Here is a 17,646-nt window from a genome sequence, read left to right as displayed (position 1 = left end):
AAATCGGGGAAAGCTGAAAAAAAAGGCACTGACAGCCTCTCTCAGTGCCCAAAAATCGGGGGAAGCTGGAAAAAAGGGTGCTGACAGCCTCTCTCAGTGCCCAAAAAACAGGGGAATCCGGAAAAAAAGGCACTGACAGCCTTTCTCAAGACCCAAAAACCAGGAAAAGCAGGAGAAAAAGGCACTGACAAACCCTTAAGATAAAAAAACATCCGCAAAAATACCCATCCTACTCAGGGAGGACCACATGTTGTTTCTGTCACTCCTCATTCGGGTAAAAAGATTTGAAAATCGGGAAAAGGTTGAATATGATATTATATACTTTGGAGGTGCGTTCATGATTCACATAGGTTTAACAGGCTGGGGCGACCACGACAGCTTATATGGCGGAAGGGTCGCACCAAGGGATAAATTAAAAGAGTATTCCAGCCATTTTCCGATCGTGGAGGTGGACGCCTCCTTCTATGCGATCCAGCCGGTCAAAAATGCGGAAAAATGGGTGCAGGATACTCCTGAGTCCTTTCAATTCATTGTAAAAGCCTATCAGGGGATGACTGGCCACCAGCGAGGCAAAATGCCCTTCGATTCCAAATCGGAGATGTTTGCGGCCTTTCGTGAGTCGCTTAAGCCCTATCAGGAAGCTTCCAAGCTTGCGATGGTCCTATTCCAGTTTCCGCCCTGGTTCGAGTGCAAACGTGAGAATGTGGAACTGCTGCGCTGGTGCCGCGAGCAAATGGGAGACACCCCATGTGCCCTTGAGTTTCGTAACCAGTCCTGGTTTGCCGGGGAAATGGAGCATAAAACACTTCAATTCATGAAGCAGGAGAACTGGATTCACAGCATCTGTGATGAACCTCAGGCAGGACAGGGGTCTGTTCCAATTGTCCTTACATCCACCTCTCCCGATAAAGTTCTGGTGAGGTTCCATGGCCGGAATGTGCATGGCTGGAACAAGACTGCGGGGGACAATTGGCGGGAAGTCCGTTATTTATATCGATATAATGATACCGAGCTGAAGGAATGGGCCGATTATTTAAAAAAGCTTCAAAATGAGGCTGAAGATGTTTATGCCGTCTTTAACAATAACTCTGGCGGGGATGCGGCAGACAATGCCCGGCATATGCTTGAAATCCTCAATATCGATTATAGTGGCCTTGCCCCAAGACAGCTGGATCTATTTTAATAACCGGAAACGGGCAACGCTTCACTTTTCTAGTAAAGGGATTGAGACTATTGGAAGTTTTACATATATACCATACGAATGACCTTCACAGCCATTTTGAACATTGGCCGAGAATCCACGACCTTGTCACAGAAAGGAGAAGATGGCATGAGCAGGAAGGAGATGAGGTTCTCCTTTTTGACATCGGCGACCATATGGACCGCTGGCATCCTTTATCAGATGCAACGCGCGGGAAGGGCAATACCGAACTCCTGAACCAGGCTGGTTATGATGCGGTTACCATTGGCAACAATGAAGGAATAACGATGCCTTATGAGGACCTGGACTCGATGTATGAGAAAAAGCAGTTCAAGGTTTTGATTGCCAACCTTTACCGGAAGGACGGCACCAGGCCGGTATGGGCCCAGCCTTACGAAACGTACATAACAAAGTCTGGAACAAGGATTGGTGTCATCGGCCTCACAGCCAATTTCAGTACCTTTTACGATATGCTGGGATGGAAGGTGTCAGATCCGATGGAAGAACTGGCTTCCTGCGTTGCCAGCCTGCGGAAGGAAACCGACCTGATCATTCTCCTTTCCCACCTCGGGATCAACGAAGATGAAATCATTGGTGAAAAATATCCTGAAATTGATCTCATTCTCGGTGGGCACACGCACCATATTTTGCATGAAGGAAAGAAAGCCGGAAATGCTCTCCTTGGCGCTGCCGGGAAGTACGGCCAATTTACCGGACATGTCATGATTGAAATTGAGCAGGAGACGAAGGAAATCCGGTCCAAGAAGGCACAATTATATGATATGAACGAATGGGATGCCGCGGAAAGGGAAAGCGAGCAGATCGAGAGCTATTATCAGCGCGGAAAGGACCTGTTGTCCAGCCCGATTTTAAAGCTGCCGCAAAAGCTGGCAGCCAGCAGTTTTGAAGATTCGCCGCTGGCGGACCTGCTCTGCAGGACTTTAAGGGAGTGGTGCGAAGCCGATTGTGCTTTCCTGAATGCCGGCTTGCTGCTCCACAGCCTTGAGCAGGGACCCCTTACGGAATATGACCTTCTGTCGGTTTGCCCTCACCCAATCAATCCTTGCACCATTCAGTTAACAGGAGCCGAATTAAAAGAAGTGCTCCTCCAGACGAAAGATGAGAAGTGGCCACATCTCCAAATCAAGGGCCTTGGATTCCGCGGTACCGTTATGGGCAGGTTTGTATATGATTGTGTCGAGTTTTCCGATCAGAAAATATTAATTGGCCATAAACCGTTGGAACCAAAGAAACTCTACACGCTTGCCATTCCGGATATGTTTACGTTCGGCAGGTTTTTTCCGGAGATATACCGCTCTAAGCATAAAACCTACTTTCTCCCCGAATTCCTGCGCGACCTGCTGAAATGGAAAATCTTGCAGCTCTACAATTAAGACAAAGTTTCACCTTTTCACTTGGTACTACATAGAGTGTAGTACAAGGAAAGGAGTTGAGCTGCCCATGATTGAAGTGTCACCAATCGAGCTCGAGGGCCATACCTTTTTAAGCATTACTGTCAGACTGCCAAAAACCAACCTGCTTGTGGTAACAAGCGATAAAGGATATATTATGTGCGGCGCGCTTGATGTCGCCCTTTTAAATGAAAAACTGAAAGACCGGAAAGTGATTGCCGGAAGGGCGGTTGGCGTCAAAACCATTGAAGAATTGCTTGAAGCCCCGCTTGAGTCGGTAACTATCGAAGCTGAAAACCTTGGAATCACGGCAGGAATGACAGGCAAGGCCGCGCTCGAGAAAATGATATGAGAAAAGCAGTCCAATAGCGGGCTGCTTTTTCCGTTAATTTAACACTTTTTTAGCCTATGTCCTCCTTTTTCTGCATACATATGCTTGTAAAGGGGGGATTTATTTTGGCAAAGATGGGCCTGCGGCTGCGGCGGAAAGGGCCCTTGCCATTCAGGCATGTGCTGTTGATAACCTTGCTCTTTTTTTCCCTTTCAACTGTGGGCGGGCTTTGGCTGATTGATAAAGGAATTGAACCAACCTTGATGAGCTATGCTGAATCGCAGACAAGGAAAATCGCAACCCTTGTCATAAACAAGGCTATAAACGAGCAGGTTGTCAGTGGGATGCAAACCACTGACCTGATAGAATATGTGCCGATTGACGGGGGAGACAGGACGGTCATTCAGTATAACGCTGAAGTTTTAAATAAGATAAAGGCAGAGACAGTAAGTCTTGTCCAGATGAATATCAATGAAGCGCAAAAAGGGAATCTATCAGCACTTGAATCATTGGCAGATGTTGAATTCGAGACGGAACAGGCTAAGTCTGAAGATGGGATGGTCTATTATGTCCCGCTTGGCCAGGCGACCAAAAATGCGCTCCTCGGTAACCATGGCCCCAGGATCCCTGTCAAATTTACCGCAATTGGCGACGTTATTTCAGATGTGGTCTGGAATCAAAAGCCGCTTGGAATCAACAATACTTGGATTGATGCATCCATCAGGATCATTGTGAATGTCCAGATTATCATCCCGTTCGCAACTGAAATCGCGACCATCCAGGAAGACATCCCGATCGGCGGTTTCCTGCATCCAGGTGAGGTTCCGCAGTTTTTTAACAATGGCGGCGGAGGAGTACCGCCAGCAGTGGAATTGCCTTCAAAAAAGAATAATGAGTAATTGCCAGGCGCATAATTAATTACATGTTTGTATAAAAAACAATAATAAAAGCTGTCTCTATCCAAGGGCAGCTTTTCTTGCAAAAAACGCATCTGAACTCCTGCTATATCAATAAAAACAAAAGAATAAAAAATTTTAATAATAATCTGTAAATATTATTTTGACAAAAGAAAAAAACCAAGCTATACTAATCTCAGGAAAAAAGAAATCTGAAAATATAAAAAGTTCCAACTCTTCTTTTAAATATAGAAGGGAAGGAAAGATATCAGGGGGGTATCTCTTTTATGGAAAATCGTCCACAATGGGGCACAAGGGCTGGGTTCGTACTTGCTGCTGTCGGATCGGCAATTGGGTTGGGAAATATCTGGCGCTTTCCGGGAGTAGCGTATGAAAATGGCGGCGGCGCCTTTTTCCTACCGTACCTATTTGCGTTATTGACGGCAGGAATTCCGCTTTTGATCCTGGAATTTACAATCGGGCACAAATACAGGGGCTCCGCACCGTTAAGCTTTGCGAGGATGAGAAAGGGCTCCGAATGGCTTGGCTGGTGGCAGCTGGCAGTTTCTTTCGTTATTTCAACCTATTATGCTGTAATTATTGCCTGGGCCATGGCTTACGCCTATTTCTCCATAGACCAGCAATGGGGCGGAGACCCGCTGACATTCCTCGTGGGTGACTATTTGAAGGTTGTCGATGCCGGCCAGGTTGGAAGTCTTGTACCATCAGTATTCTTCCCGCTGGTCATTGTCTGGGCCATTACAATGGCTATCCTGTTTAAGGGTGTTAAAAAAGGTATAGAAGCCGCGAACAAAATTTTTATTCCTGCACTTGTTTTATTATTCCTTGTGATTGTTGTCCGCGCTTTAACGCTTGATGGAGCTGTTGAGGGAATCAATGCTTTCTTCAAGCCGAATTGGGATCAAATCCTTAACGGAAAAGTATGGGTGGCTGCCTATGGCCAGATTTTCTTCAGCTTATCGATTGGATTTGCGATTATGATTACGTATTCAAGCTATCTTCCAAAGAAGTCGGATCTTACAAATAACGCTTTTATTACGGGATTTGCAAACTCTTCTTTTGAACTGCTTGCCGGGATTGGTGTATTTGCAGCCCTCGGCTTTATGGCTTCCCAGCAAGGGGTTGCAGTTGATGAAGTTGTCAGCAAGGGTGTAATTCTAGCGTTTGCGGTATTCCCGCAGATCATTAATGAACTTCCGGCATTCAGCGGGTTGTTCGGGGTTGTATTCTTCGTTTGCTTAACGCTTGCGGGACTTACATCGCTCATTTCAATCGTAGAAACTTACGTTGCAGGTTTCCAGGATAAATTTAATGTTTCCCGTACAAAAGCTGTGGCAATTGGCGCAGGTCTTTCCGCACTGATTTCAATCCTGTTTGCTACTCAAGGGGGACTCAACTTCCTTGATACAGTAGACGCGTTTATTAATAACTATGGAGTTGCGTTTGCCGGGCTTGTTGAAATCATTATCGTAGTTTGGATTGCCAGGGAACTTAATAACCTGCGTGACCATGCCAATGAAATTTCCGACATTCGACTTGGCAGCTGGTGGAACATCTGCCTGAAGTATATCACTCCGGCAGTTCTTGGAGTCATGATGGTAATGAACGTCATGACAGATTTGAAAACGAGCTATGGAGGATACCCAGTCAGCTTTAACTTCTACTTCGGCTGGCTCGTGGCAATAGGGGCAATTATAGTTGGAATCCTGTTTGCAAAATGGAAGAAGTGGGACTCAACCGCATATGAAATTCCAAAAGACAAGGGGGTTTCAAAATAAATGGACGCTAGTGCAGTAGTCATGATGTTGGCCGGAATGGTCATAATTTGGGGAGGCCTTGCAGCGAGTCTGGCTCATGCAGCAAGAAAATCAAAAGCAAAATAAAAAACAGGACAGTCTCGGATAGATCGAGACTGTCCTGTTTTATTCCAGTCAGGAGGGTTATCCTTTTTTAAGACGCGCCCTTTCCTCCCTGGACCATAATCTTAAATGCGGGTAAGGGTCAAATGACCATTCCGTATATCCGTTGTCCTTGTACATGCCATAGTGCAAATGCGGCGGAAACTTACCTGATGTACCCGGCGGCCCGTAGCCTGAGCTTCCTACCCCACCAATCACCTGGCCCGGCTCCACGACCTGGCCAACCTGCAGGTCCTTGGCGAAGCCGCTCAGATGGGCAAAATAATGATACGTATTGTTGATGTCCCGGATGCCGACACGCCAGCCGCCGAAACGGTTCCAGCCTTTCATTTCGACAATGCCGTATCCTGTTGCCCGGACCGGAACTCCATATCCGGCGAAAATATCTGTCCCTTCATGGATTCTTCGGCCTCCCCAGCCGCGGGCATCACCCCAGGTGTTCTTATAGCTGTGATTGCTTCTCAAAGGAACAGGGAAGGCATGCTGCTCAAGGTCAAGGCGGCCAAAATGTTTGTATATTTTAGCTTTTCCAATGATAATGCCGACGGTTTTATCGCGTTTGTAATAGTTCCACAGGCCAATCTTAATGTTGTCGTGGTCTGTGCCATAGGTTAAAAGGTATTGAGCAAACGCATGAAGTACATCCTCGTCATCCCTGACATCCGCCTTGCCGTCCCCGTTTCCGTCAAAGCCTATGCCATTGAAGAATTGGATTGAAACTGGATTTGTATCTTGAATATCAGGGTTTAGCAATCCAGCCCATTCCTCGGGCCGAAAGTAAATTCCCGAAAGACCTTCCGCTTTTGGAAGGTCCTTTCTGGCCAGACGGATGCTGCGTTCATACTGATCAATGGCCGCCATGTAGTACCATGGCAGGTTGGTTACCGCTTCGACTCTTTTATACAATTCCATTCTTCTCTCATACACATTCTCCTGCTCTCCGGCAAAGGCCTTCGATGTGAAGTTGGGTATGATCAAGGAAAAACAGACAACCAATGCAATAAAATACCTCACAGGAATCCTCCCTTCCGCTAATTCTAAAACAGGACTTTTAATAGAGCGTCTCTGCTGCGCTAAAAAATGAAAAAACAAGCCCTTGTGCTCTGGCTTTAGTTTATGAGAAAGGGGAAATATCATAATGAGAAAAATATGGTAACTTGAAAAAGTTCTTCGGCTTGTCCTTGCCATTTTGTTATGATAAAGTGACAAAAGGAGCAATACCGCGAATGGAGTGACAAAATGAGCAGTAAAGAGGAAGTCCTAAGAAAACCTGATTGGCTTAAAATTAAATTAAATACGAACGATAACTATACCGGATTAAAGAAAATGATGCGGGAGCAAAGCCTTCACACGGTTTGTGAGGAAGCACGGTGCCCGAACATCCACGAGTGCTGGGCAGTAAGACGGACGGCTACTTTCATGATTCTGGGAGATGTCTGTACCCGTGCCTGCCGTTTTTGTGCTGTAAAAACGGGGCTGCCAACTGAACTGGATTTAAAAGAGCCTGAAAGGGTTGCTGATTCCGTTGTGGCCATGAATCTGAAGCACGTAGTTGTAACTGCCGTGGCAAGGGATGATTTAAAGGATGGAGGAGCAGCTGTGTTTGCAGAGACAGTCAGAGCCATCCGCCGAAAGAATCCATTCACCTCCATTGAGGTCCTGCCTTCCGATATGGGAGGCGTCCATGAGAATCTGCAGCTATTGATGGATGCAAAGCCCGATATCCTGAACCACAACATTGAAACAGTCAAACGCCTTACACCCCGGATCCGCGCAAGGGCAACCTATGAGCGTTCCCTGGAATTCCTGCGCCGTGCAAAGGAGATGCAGCCGGAAGTTCCGACAAAATCAAGCATTATGATCGGGCTGGGTGAAACGAAGGAAGAAATCATTGAAGCGATGGATGATTTGCGGGCAAACCATGTGGATATCCTGACAATCGGCCAGTATCTGCAGCCTTCGAAGAAACACCTGAAAGTGGTGAAATATTACCATCCTGATGAGTTCAATGAATTACGTGAAATTGCCCTCCAAAAAGGCTTTAGCCATTGTGAGGCCGGCCCGCTGGTACGTTCATCCTACCATGCGGATGAGCAAGTGAATGCGGCCGCTAAACAAAAGCAAAAGCTTGGCGAACAAGAGGTCCAGCAGGCGTAAGCAATCAGCGCCCTTGGCGAGCTTATAAACATGAAAAAGTCCAGCAGCGCATGCTGGACTTTTTCCTTGTTTTGCTATTCCCCATCCAGTACGGTGCCTTCCGTTCCATTGCCCGAGCCTTGTCCGCGGTTGTTTTGTGTATCGCCATATCCCGTTCCGTTGTCCATTGTGTTTCCGGCATTGCCGGCTGCCTTTTGCGGCTTGTTGCTAGATTGGCCGGACCTGCCATCATCCCGGCGGTCTATACCCGTTTGACCCTGCGGCGACTGGCTCATCTGCTCGATGACACCTTCCAGCAGTGAATCAATATCATCGCTATTGGTATTAAGGGTTGCAAAGTTCTCGACATTCTGTCTGAGATTAGGATTATCGGACACATAAATTTCATACCAGCGCGGCACTAGGGACATAGCTGTCTTTTTGACTTGGTCTGCCGTTTCTTTACGATCATTTCCTTCCGTCCGGTAGACAATCAGCACTTCTTCATCCGTTACAAGTGTTGAGACATCATCCACATTGGGAATATGTGTACTTAGACGCGAAATCATGTCAGCAAACTGTTCCCGGTCAATTTCATATTCAGGCTGATCCTGGTCGGCTCCCATCACGCCTGTACGTTGGTGGCGGACATAGCCGAACCGCTTGTCATCATGGGGGACATCACGATTGTAGAGCTCAGGCTCGCTATTGTTCACATGAAGCTGGTTTCCGTTTCTCTGGTTGATTCCCCGGGTATCATTGCCGTCACCTGCCATATTGCCGGCGCAGCCTGCTGTCAGAAAACCGCAAATTCCTATGATTGCTGCTGTTTTTTTCATTTTCAGCACCTCCTGTACATAGAATTGCCCAGGAGATTTCTTTTTTTCCTTAGTAATTCATGGAGAATCAGTTATAATTTAAAATAGGATATTTTTTTACAGGCTGGCTTGTAATAGACAAGGAATGGAAACGGCATTTTTTAAGAGGTGACAGTATGATTTGCATCAATAATTTCTGTTATGAAGTAGTCGATGAACATAGGGATGGATTCAATGAGGAAGCGTTCCGTTCTCGCTACAGTGATATTCTCAACAAGTATGATTACATTGTCGGGGACTGGGGCTATGGCCAGCTCAGGCTGAAAGGGTTCTTCGAGGACCAGAACCAAAAGGCGACTTTTGATACCAAAATCAGCACGGTAAGTGAGTATTTGTACGAATACTGCAATTTTGGCTGTGCTTATTTTATCGCCAAAAAGGTGAAGAAATAAAAGGAAGGAGGCTGGTCCCATGGGGAACGGCCTCCTTCCTTTTGCTATGCAGAGGTAATCACGGAATATAAGGCGACTGTACATCTTTCCCCGGGTCGTCATGGGTGGGATGGGCCCCCTCCATCTGTCTTGGCATTCCCTGGTGCAATGTTTTATTCTCATAGTTAAAGGCGCTGTAATATCGCTGGCCTTCCTTCCATTCACTGCTTTTGTTCTGGACTGGCTCACTTGCCGCTCGCGGAGAACCATAGGGTCCTTCCGGAAATTCTTCAGCTGTTAGGAAATTTTTGCTTTTCTCCACATTGGATAGCTCGGAAAACACTTCCGAATCCTTATTTGCCATTCAATCACCCTTTCTTTCGCTTTGTTAGTAGTATTTGTGATTTTTGGCAAAATAACAAAATGAGCAGAAAAAGCGACTGGCAGGCTTCCCTTAAAGGTTTATACCGCTGAGCGCAGGAACGATCTCAGGTCCTCGGCATCCTCTTCCGACAAGTTGAAGGCGTATTCAAGATAGCCCTCTTCATCCAGGTCATCATGCCCGATAATGGCAAACCGGTTTCCCTGGATATCGAGAACAAGCTGTTTGCCGTAATAGCGGTCCGACTGGATAATGGCGAGGTCAAAGCGCTGATTTTCACCCATAAAGCTTACAAAGCGGGTTTTTGTTGGTACTACGTCATCATATAAGAAAAAGCGGTCTGTCATACTTTCATTCCTCCCTATGCTGCTGCATCTTGTTCCATCTTATCAAAAAGAAAAGCAGGATGCCTACAGGTTTAGGCTGATTCGGAAAAAAGGAGCCGCTATTATGGTAAAATAGAGAGGAAATGCTTGCGTAAGTTTTGACAGTTTCATGATGGAGGGAATGTGCATGTATTTTGTGGATAGGGATACAATTGAGGAAACGCTGCACTTTTTGGACAGGCAAATCAGCCTTTTTACGGATCAGGAAAAATGGGAAACCCCGATAGAGAAAGCAGCGCTGGAGCGATTGGCCCATACTATCGTTGAGGCTATCCTCGATGTGGGCAATATGATGATTGACGGCTTTATCATGCGCGATCCGGGAAGCTATGAAGACATCATCGACATCCTTTTGGATGAAACCGTGATTACAGCCGAGATGCATCAGGCATATAAAAACCTGATTCCATTCAGGAAGATGACCGTCCAGCAATACATAAATGTCGACCATGTCCGCCTTCGGGAGAGCTTCGGGAAAGACATGCCAAGCCTGAAGCAATTTTCCGGCAGGGTCCGCAGCTATTTGACTAATGAACTTGGTCCAGTATCTGCTTTTAAAAGATAAAAAATTGACCAGGCCGCCTCTTACGGCCTTTGCTCATGCAGGGAGCTTCCTTTTGAAGGTTTTAAAGAAGGAAGGCGACAGTGACAGCGAGGAGGACGATGATGAGAAAGTATAAAGGCTATTTGATTGATCTTGATGGCACGATGTATAAGGGCAGTGAACGGATCGAAGAGGCAGCGGATTTTATTCGCCGTTTGATAAAAGTAAATATTCCCTACCTGTTTGTAACGAATAATTCTTCCCGTACCCCGGCGCAGGTTGCCTCGAAGCTCAGGGACTTCGATATCCCCGCCGAGGAGCATCAAGTGTTCACGACAAGCCAGGCAACGGCCAATTACATCTACGAGCAGAAAAAAGATGCGGCAGTCTACATGATCGGGGAAGAGGGTCTGAGAACGTCCATGGCTGAAAAAGGCTTCAGGGAAGCCGGCGATGATGCCGATTTTGTCGTAACAGGCATCGACCGCGAAATCACCTATGAAAAGTTGGCGGTGGCCTGCCTTGCAATCCGAAATGGAGCCAAGTTTATTTCCACCAATGCGGATATCGCCATCCCGACGGAGCGCGGCTTCATGCCTGGAAACGGGGCGTTCACCTCTCTAATAGCAGTTTCAACCCAAACGAAACCCCAATTTATCGGAAAGCCGGAATCCATTATCATGGAGCAGGCACTTGAGGTTCTTGGGACAGGCAAAGACGAGACCCTGATGGTCGGCGATAATTATGATACAGATATCCTTGCAGGGATGAGGGCCGGCCTGGATACCCTCCTGGTACATACAGGAGTGACCACAAAAGAACTTCTTAAAGGATACGAAACGAAACCAACCTATACAATCGACACACTTGACCAGTGGGAAGTGTAAAAAAACGAGGGACAGTCCAGTCCCTCGTTTTTTTGACATTTTCGCTTTAATCAATATTGGCAGCGCGGTGGGCCAGGCGGCTTGACGCGGCAGCGGCGATGGCTCCGACGATGTCATCCAGGAATGTATGGCATTTACCGCTGGATTTATCATTAAGCTTCTCAAGAATGCCGGGCTTTTGTTTATCTATATAGCCGTAGTTGGTGAATCCGATGGACCCATATATATTAACAATTGAAAAAGCGAGGATTTCATCAACTCCGTATAAACTTTCATCTGTCGCGATAATGGACTGGAGAGGCTCGCCAAGCTTGCCTTCCTCCGCCAGGATATCCAGCTGTATTCCTGTCAGGATGGCATTTTGCACTTCACGCTTGGACAGAACCCTTTCCACATTTTCCAGGCAGTCTTCCATCGCAAGGGAAGGGTGATATTTTTCCTGCAGATAATAGACAAGCTTCGCAATATCCTCTACTTCCACTCCTCGTTTATGAAGCCATTCCCTGGCATTCTCCTCGGTAAGATGAATAGATTTCTTTTTTTCTAACATATGTTGTCACCCTTCTTTCCAAAATTCTATGATATCTATTTAACCTAATTTATTCGGTTTAACCCGTTTGGTTCGCATATATCTCTCAATAGGTTTTCCTAAAATGGGCATTTTAACAAGTTTTTCGCCCACCCCTCATATAGTACTAAAAAAAGATTGGAAGAGGGGCTGCGGCATGTTCGAAAAAATGCTCAAGGAAAAATACGGCATCAAGGAAGGCCATGAACTGGATATCGAGAAATATCGAGCCTTTAAACAGGATAAAACGCTTTACTTGATTATCACCGCAACAGGAAGGAAAGAGCAAGAAATAAGCGAGCTTGAACAAATCTCGGGGCAGCTTCGCAGCTTTGGCGACAAGGAAATCCCGCAAATGGTCCGCGCGAGGGATGGAGCCCAGGTTTGTGAATGGGAAGGAAGCCAATACTGCCTGCTTCAATATCCCGGGCTGAAAACCAATTCTGTTGAAAAAATGGGGAGCAAGCTGGCACGTCTTCATTGGAGAGGAAGGTATATGCCTTTTCAGGTGAAAACGGTGAACAGGATTGGGCAATGGAAGCAGCTCTGGGAAAAGCGGCTGGATCAGATGGAAAATGTATGGAATGGGAAGCTGATGCAGGAGCCGGAAAATGAATTTGAAAAAATGTTTTTAGACTCCTTTCCGTATTATATGGGGCTTGCCGAAAATGCAATCCAATATCTTGCCGACACCGAACTTGATGGCAAGCCGACAGAAACTGACAATGGCACGGTCTGCCATGAGCGTTACACAGCCAGGACATGGGGCAAATACGTAATTAAAAATCCATTCGACTGGGTGTTCGACCACCCATCAAGGGATTTGGCGGAATGGATCAGGGAACGGTATTTTTACAATACGCAAACCTATCAGCCGGCAGTCAGGAAGTTCCTTTCCAGCTATCAGCAAGGGGCCAGGCTGTCTCCATTCGCCTGGAGGCTTCTTTATTCCAGGCTGTTATTTCCTCTCCATTACTTTGAATGTGTGGAAGGCTACTATATTACCGGTTCGGAGCAGCAAAAGCTTGCCCTGGAGGATCAATTGCTGAAGCATTTGAAGATGAGCGGGGAACACGAACGTTTTTTGGGAGGCTTTTACCAGCTGGCCGAAGCGCCCGCCCGTGCTTTGAAGCTTCCTTCGATATCCTGGCTAAACAAGTAATTCCCTGTCAGGTTTCAGTATGTTAAAATAATTTTGACAACTGTTAAGCAGAGGAGAATACAATGAAGCCTTATATCTATCTGACCAGGAAATTGCCGGAGGAAGCCTATCAAAAGCTGGTAGGGCGATTCGATGTGCATATGTGGGAACGCGAGGACCAGGCTGTTCCGCATGATGTCCTGCTGTCACAGGCAGCGAAAGCGGATGCTTTGCTAACTGTCGTATCCGACCCTGTCACACAGGAGGTTTTCGAGGCGGGAAAAAGGTTGAAGGTTGTCGCCAATATGGCGGTCGGCTACGACAACATACATGTAGATGCGGCGACGGAAAAAGGCGTTTATGTTTGCAATACGCCTGATGTACTGACCGAGACAACTGCCGACCTGACCTTTGCCCTCCTGCTGGCCGCGGCACGAAGGGTAGTGGAAGCCGCGGAATTTATTAAAGACGGAAAATGGCAAAGCTGGAGCCCGTTCTTGCTTGCCGGCCATGATGTCCATCATAAAACCATCGGGATTGCCGGCATGGGCGGGATTGGCGAGGCAGTGGCACGCCGGGCCAAAGGATTCGGCATGGAAATCCTTTACCATAACCGGTCGAGGAAGCCTGATGCGGAAGAAGCTTTGGGAGCACAATATTGCTCTTTCGATGAACTGGTGGAACGATCCGACTTCTTGGTCGCCATGACTCCCCTGACACCGGATACAAAGCATCTGTTCAACGCTGATGTATTTAAAAAGATGAAATCCTCCGCCATTTTCATCAATGCTTCCAGAGGGGCGGTCGCCGATGAAGCAGCCCTGGCCGAGGCACTGAAAAACAGGGAAATCGCTGGAGCAGGGTTGGATGTGTTTGCGGAGGAGCCGATATCGGCGGACCACCCGCTGCTGGCTTTGGAAAACGTCACGGCCCTGCCCCATATCGGCAGTGCCACTATGGAAACGAGAATTAAAATGATTGAGATTTGTGTGGACAATATCGAACGGGTGCTGACTGGACAAAAACCAAAAACACTTGTGAACACCATCCTGCTCGAGCCATAACTCGGAGAGGAAAAGAACCAGCCTACTAATGGCGGTTCTTTTGCTATTTAGCCGAAATTTCCAAATAGTTGAACCGTGAAGCGTTTACATTATTTTTTTAGGCAAAATCCCTTGTAAATAGGGAAAACAATAACTATAATGTCTACTATATAAAGACAAATGTTTACCATTGGAGAACAGAAAGCGAGGAGAAGTTATGAAGGCGATTTCGATTGGACTGCTCGGTCTTGGTACGGTTGGCAGCGGGGTGATAAAGATAATTGAAAACCATCAGGATAAGCTGATGCATCAGGTCGGCTGCCCAATCCAGGTGAAAAAAGTCCTCGTGCAGGAATTGGGGAAGGAAAGAGCCGTAAAAATTGACGAGAGCGTTTTAACAACAGATGTCAATGAGATTATTAATGATCCTGGCATCGATGTGGTCATCGAAGTCATGGGCGGCGTGGAAAAAACAAGAGAGCTATTGCTTCAGGCAATTGAAAATAAAAAACATATTGTTACAGCCAATAAGGATTTAATGGCCATCTACGGCTCAGAGCTGTTGAGGGCGGCATCCGCAAATGGCTGCGATTTATTTTACGAAGCGAGTGTGGCAGGCGGTATCCCGATTATCCGAAGCCTTGTCGATGGACTTGCTTCCGACCGGATTACCAAACTCATGGGCATCGTCAATGGAACGACCAACTATATTTTGACGAAAATGACACAGGAAGGGCTCGCTTATGGGGATGTTCTAAAAGAAGCCCAGGCGCTCGGGTACGCCGAGGCCAATCCGGCATCGGATGTGGAAGGACTTGATGCGGCCCGCAAGATGGTGATCCTCGCAACTTTGGGATTCTCAATGAAAGTGGATCTCGATGACGTAAAGACAACTGGAATCACCAAGGTAACCGAAGAAGACCTTCATTATGCGAAACAGCTGGGCTATACAATGAAGCTGCTAGGAATCGCCCATCGCGACGGGGAAAGAGTGGAAGTCAGTGTGCAGCCAACCTTGCTGCCGCATTCCCATCCGCTTGCTTCGGTGCATAATGAGTACAATGCGGTTTATGTATACGGCGAAGCGGTGGGAGAGACCATGTTCTATGGCCCTGGGGCTGGAAGCCTGCCTACGGCAACTTCAATTGTTTCCGACCTGGTTGGAGTGGTGAAAAACATGCGTCTTGAGGTGAATGGAAGCTCAGCCATTGCCCCTCAGCATGAAAAAAACCTGAAGGCTCCGGAAGAAATCTTCTCCAAGTATTTCTTAAGGCTCCATGTAAAAGATGAGGTAGGTGTTTTTGCCGAAATAACTTCTGTATTCGCGAAACATGGCGTAAGCTTTGAAAAAATCCTTCAGCTGCCTGTAAAGGAAAAAGGTGTGGCTGAAATAGTTCTCGTTACCCACAAAGCGTCCCTTAAAGATTATGAGGAAATATTGATGGAGCTGCGGGATTTGAAGGCACTGAAGGAAGTCAAGAGTTCTTACAGGGTGGAAGGAAGTGCTGGAGCGTGAGATGGCAAGGCTTATTGGAGGAGTACCGGGAATATCTTCCCGTAAATGATAACACTCCCTCACTGACATTGCATGAGGGGAATACACCTTTGATTCGGCTGGATTCATTGTCCGAAAAATGGGGTGTCGATCTTTATGTGAAAACGGAGGGAACCAACCCGACAGGATCTTTCAAGGACAGAGGGATGGTCATGGCGGTGGCCAAAGCCAAGGAAGACGGAAGCGACACGGTCATCTGCGCTTCGACCGGAAATACCTCGGCTGCTGCAGCCGCCTATGCTGCAAGGGCTGGCATGCGCTGCATCGTCGTCATCCCTGAAGGCAAAATCGCCATGGGGAAACTTGCCCAGGCAGTCATGTATGGGGCAGAAATCATCTCGATTGAAGGCAACTTCGACGAGGCGCTGAAAATGGTGAGAAACATTAGTGAAACCGAGCCAGTGGCCCTGGTCAACTCGGTCAACCCATATCGGCTTGAGGGCCAAAAAACAGCTGCGTTTGAAATCTGCGACCAGCTTGGAAGCGCGCCGGATATTCTGGCTATCCCTGTAGGAAACGCGGGAAACATCTCCGCCTATTGGAAAGGGTTCAAGGAGTATGATGCAGCAAAAGGAACAGGCCTGCCGCAAATGTTTGGCTTTGAAGCCGAAGGGGCGGCTGCCATTGTCCATGACAGGGTATTTGAAAACCCGGAAACAGTGGCCACTGCCATCAGGATTGGAAATCCAGCCAGCTGGCATTTGGCAGTTAATGCAAGAGACGAGTCAGGCGGTAAGATTGACGAAGTCTCTGATGAAGAAATCCTTGAAGCCTACCGCACACTTACCGCCACCGAGGGAGTGTTTGCTGAGCCCGCATCATGCGCTTCCCTTGCCGGTGTCTTCAAGAAACTGCAGCAAGGCGAAATTCCGCTCGGTGCAAGGATTGTTGCCGTCCTGACCGGAAATGGCTTAAAGGACCCGGCGACTGCAATTGAATGCAGTACAATCAAGCCTGTCGTCCTGCCGAATGATGAAGAAAAGGTATGTGAACATATTCGCGGAGTTGTCTACCGATGAATACGATTAGCGGAGGAATGTTCACCGTCAAGGTGCCGGCCAGCTCGGCAAACCTGGGACCAGGGTTCGATTCAATTGGTCTTGCAGTCAACCTGTACCTCAGTGTGGAAGCGGAGCTCCATTCCCACTGGGATATCATTCCTCTTAGTGAGGAACTAAAAAGGTTCCCGCGTGGCAGCGAGCATTTTATCGCCCAAATAGCTATCAGGACAGCAAAATTATATGGCAGGGAAATGCCGCCATGCAGGCTTGCGGTCGAAAGCGATATTCCCCTTGCTCGCGGGCTGGGCTCCAGTGCGGCAGCCATTATTGCGGGGATCGAGCTGGCAAGCCATTTCTGCGGCCTTCAGCTCTCAAGGCAGGAGAAGCTGGAAATCGCAGCCGGTGTAGAGGGGCATCCGGACAATGTAGGAGCCTCCATTTATGGCGGCCTGGTGGTTGGCAGTCAGCTTGAAAGCGGGATTGACCTGACTCCAGTCCATTCTGTTGAAATGGATCTTGTGGCCGTCATTCCCGAAGATGAATTATTGACAGAATCCTCCCGGGAAGTCCTTCCTGAGCGGATTGCGTTTTCCCAGGCAGTGGAGGCAAGTGCGGTGGCCAACCAGCTGCTGGCGGCCCTTTTTACCGGTAATTGGCGGGTGGCAGGCAAGATGATGGCCAGCGACCGCTTCCATCAGCCTTATCGCAGGAGGCTGATCCCCTGGTGGGATGAGGTTGAACAGCTTGCCCTGGAATCCGGTGCATTCGGAACGGCCCTAAGCGGGGCGGGACCATCGCTCCTATGCCTTGCAGAACCGGGCAATGGTAAAAAATTGGCGCAATCCCTGGAAAGTTCCCTGAGCGCGATGAAAATTGTCCAGCTCGAAATCGAGCGGAGCGGAAGCTATACTTCCATCATCCATCAGGACAATAAAAAAAGCCCAATCTGATGGGCTTTTTTTATTAGTTCCATT

20 protein-coding genes are annotated in these 17,646 nt (G+C 47.6%); 15 read left to right on the top strand and 5 right to left on the bottom strand.

All coding sequences use genetic code 11. The features are described from left to right. Window positions 1-337: 337 nt before the first annotated feature. The 6 genes from WQ57_RS03745 (at window position 338) to WQ57_RS26100 (ending at window position 5,744) form a co-directional block, all read left to right on the top strand. On the top strand, window positions 338-1,183 hold the full coding sequence (locus WQ57_RS03745) for a DUF72 domain-containing protein (RefSeq protein WP_046522510.1): 846 nt from the start codon (window positions 338-340) through the stop codon (window positions 1,181-1,183). Between the two features lie 50 nt (window positions 1,184-1,233). Continuing rightward, window positions 1,234-2,595 (top strand): bifunctional metallophosphatase/5'-nucleotidase, encoded by a 1,362-nt coding sequence (locus WQ57_RS03740; protein WP_084820139.1) that lies wholly within the window; start codon window positions 1,234-1,236, stop codon window positions 2,593-2,595. A 67-nt stretch (window positions 2,596-2,662) separates the two neighbouring features. After that, window positions 2,663-2,965 (top strand): YunC family protein, encoded by a 303-nt coding sequence (locus WQ57_RS03735; protein WP_046522387.1) that lies wholly within the window; start codon window positions 2,663-2,665, stop codon window positions 2,963-2,965. A 113-nt stretch (window positions 2,966-3,078) separates the two neighbouring features. Next, window positions 3,079-3,843, top strand: a complete 765-nt coding sequence (yunB, locus tag WQ57_RS03730; RefSeq protein ID WP_338151889.1) for a sporulation protein YunB — start codon at window positions 3,079-3,081, stop codon at window positions 3,841-3,843. Between the two features lie 284 nt (window positions 3,844-4,127). Continuing rightward, window positions 4,128-5,639 (top strand): sodium-dependent transporter, encoded by a 1,512-nt coding sequence (locus tag WQ57_RS03725; protein WP_046522385.1) that lies wholly within the window; start codon window positions 4,128-4,130, stop codon window positions 5,637-5,639. Beyond that, the gene (locus tag WQ57_RS26100) at window positions 5,640-5,744 is read left to right on the top strand and encodes a methionine/alanine import family NSS transporter small subunit (protein WP_084820138.1); all 105 of its coding nucleotides are present in this window, start codon (window positions 5,640-5,642) and stop codon (window positions 5,742-5,744) included. It begins immediately after the preceding gene. 57 nt (window positions 5,745-5,801) lie between these two features. Here the strand turns inward: WQ57_RS26100 and WQ57_RS03720 are convergent, their stop codons facing one another. Continuing rightward, complete coding sequence (locus tag WQ57_RS03720; protein ID WP_420912373.1) at window positions 5,802-6,755, bottom strand: M23 family metallopeptidase; 954 nt, start codon at window positions 6,753-6,755, stop codon at window positions 5,802-5,804. A gap of 264 nt (window positions 6,756-7,019) precedes the next feature. On the opposite strand from WQ57_RS03720, the gene lipA reads away from it, so the two are divergent. Continuing rightward, entirely contained in the window at window positions 7,020-7,937 is a 918-nt protein-coding gene (lipA, locus tag WQ57_RS03715; protein ID WP_046522383.1) for a lipoyl synthase, read from the top strand. A gap of 74 nt (window positions 7,938-8,011) precedes the next feature. Here lipA and WQ57_RS03710 read toward each other — a convergent pair whose 3' ends face one another. After that, a complete protein-coding gene (locus tag WQ57_RS03710; protein WP_064537330.1) occupies window positions 8,012-8,755 on the bottom strand; it encodes a YhcN/YlaJ family sporulation lipoprotein in 744 nt (247 codons plus the stop codon). 155 nt (window positions 8,756-8,910) lie between these two features. On the opposite strand from WQ57_RS03710, the gene WQ57_RS03705 reads away from it, so the two are divergent. Beyond that, window positions 8,911-9,186, top strand: coding sequence for a YutD family protein (locus WQ57_RS03705; protein WP_046522382.1), 276 nt, complete (start codon window positions 8,911-8,913; stop codon window positions 9,184-9,186). A 58-nt stretch (window positions 9,187-9,244) separates the two neighbouring features. Here WQ57_RS03705 and WQ57_RS03700 read toward each other — a convergent pair whose 3' ends face one another. Then, window positions 9,245-9,529 carry a hypothetical protein gene (locus WQ57_RS03700; RefSeq protein WP_046522381.1) on the bottom strand — a complete coding sequence of 95 codons (285 nt, stop codon included), beginning with the start codon at window positions 9,527-9,529 and terminating at the stop codon, window positions 9,245-9,247. A 98-nt stretch (window positions 9,530-9,627) separates the two neighbouring features. Next, window positions 9,628-9,894 carry a DUF3055 domain-containing protein gene (locus WQ57_RS03695; protein ID WP_046522380.1) on the bottom strand — a complete coding sequence of 89 codons (267 nt, stop codon included), beginning with the start codon at window positions 9,892-9,894 and terminating at the stop codon, window positions 9,628-9,630. Between the two features lie 166 nt (window positions 9,895-10,060). Between WQ57_RS03695 and WQ57_RS03690 the strand changes: the two genes are divergently transcribed. Next, window positions 10,061-10,498, top strand: a complete 438-nt coding sequence (locus WQ57_RS03690) for a DUF86 domain-containing protein (protein WP_046522379.1) — start codon at window positions 10,061-10,063, stop codon at window positions 10,496-10,498. A 101-nt stretch (window positions 10,499-10,599) separates the two neighbouring features. Continuing rightward, window positions 10,600-11,364 (top strand): TIGR01457 family HAD-type hydrolase, encoded by a 765-nt coding sequence (locus tag WQ57_RS03685; protein WP_046522378.1) that lies wholly within the window; start codon window positions 10,600-10,602, stop codon window positions 11,362-11,364. A 46-nt stretch (window positions 11,365-11,410) separates the two neighbouring features. Here WQ57_RS03685 and WQ57_RS03680 read toward each other — a convergent pair whose 3' ends face one another. Continuing rightward, entirely contained in the window at window positions 11,411-11,914 is a 504-nt protein-coding gene (locus tag WQ57_RS03680) for a phosphatidylglycerophosphatase A family protein (protein ID WP_046522377.1), read from the bottom strand. A 175-nt stretch (window positions 11,915-12,089) separates the two neighbouring features. On the opposite strand from WQ57_RS03680, the gene yutH reads away from it, so the two are divergent. The 5 genes from yutH to thrB all read left to right on the top strand — a co-directional run bounded on the left by yutH (window position 12,090) and on the right by thrB (window position 17,622). Then, window positions 12,090-13,094 (top strand): spore coat putative kinase YutH, encoded by a 1,005-nt coding sequence (gene yutH, locus WQ57_RS03675; protein WP_046522376.1) that lies wholly within the window; start codon window positions 12,090-12,092, stop codon window positions 13,092-13,094. A 62-nt stretch (window positions 13,095-13,156) separates the two neighbouring features. Continuing rightward, entirely contained in the window at window positions 13,157-14,137 is a 981-nt protein-coding gene (locus WQ57_RS03670) for a 2-hydroxyacid dehydrogenase (protein ID WP_046522375.1), read from the top strand. 196 nt (window positions 14,138-14,333) lie between these two features. Beyond that, window positions 14,334-15,632, top strand: a complete 1,299-nt coding sequence (locus WQ57_RS03665; RefSeq protein ID WP_046522374.1) for a homoserine dehydrogenase — start codon at window positions 14,334-14,336, stop codon at window positions 15,630-15,632. Beyond that, entirely contained in the window at window positions 15,629-16,690 is a 1,062-nt protein-coding gene (thrC, locus tag WQ57_RS03660) for a threonine synthase (protein ID WP_046522373.1), read from the top strand. Before WQ57_RS03665 ends, thrC begins: the two co-directional genes overlap by 4 nt. Beyond that, window positions 16,687-17,622 (top strand): homoserine kinase, encoded by a 936-nt coding sequence (thrB, locus tag WQ57_RS03655; RefSeq protein ID WP_046522372.1) that lies wholly within the window; start codon window positions 16,687-16,689, stop codon window positions 17,620-17,622. The genes thrC and thrB overlap by 4 nt, the downstream gene beginning before the upstream one ends. Window positions 17,623-17,646 lie beyond the last annotated feature (24 nt).

The organism is Mesobacillus campisalis, from assembly GCF_000986785.1.
GTDB lineage: Bacteria > Bacillota > Bacilli > Bacillales > Cytobacillaceae > Mesobacillus_B > Mesobacillus_B campisalis.
Note: the sequence above shows the minus strand (reverse complement) of the source record. Positions and strands in the feature narration are given on the sequence as shown.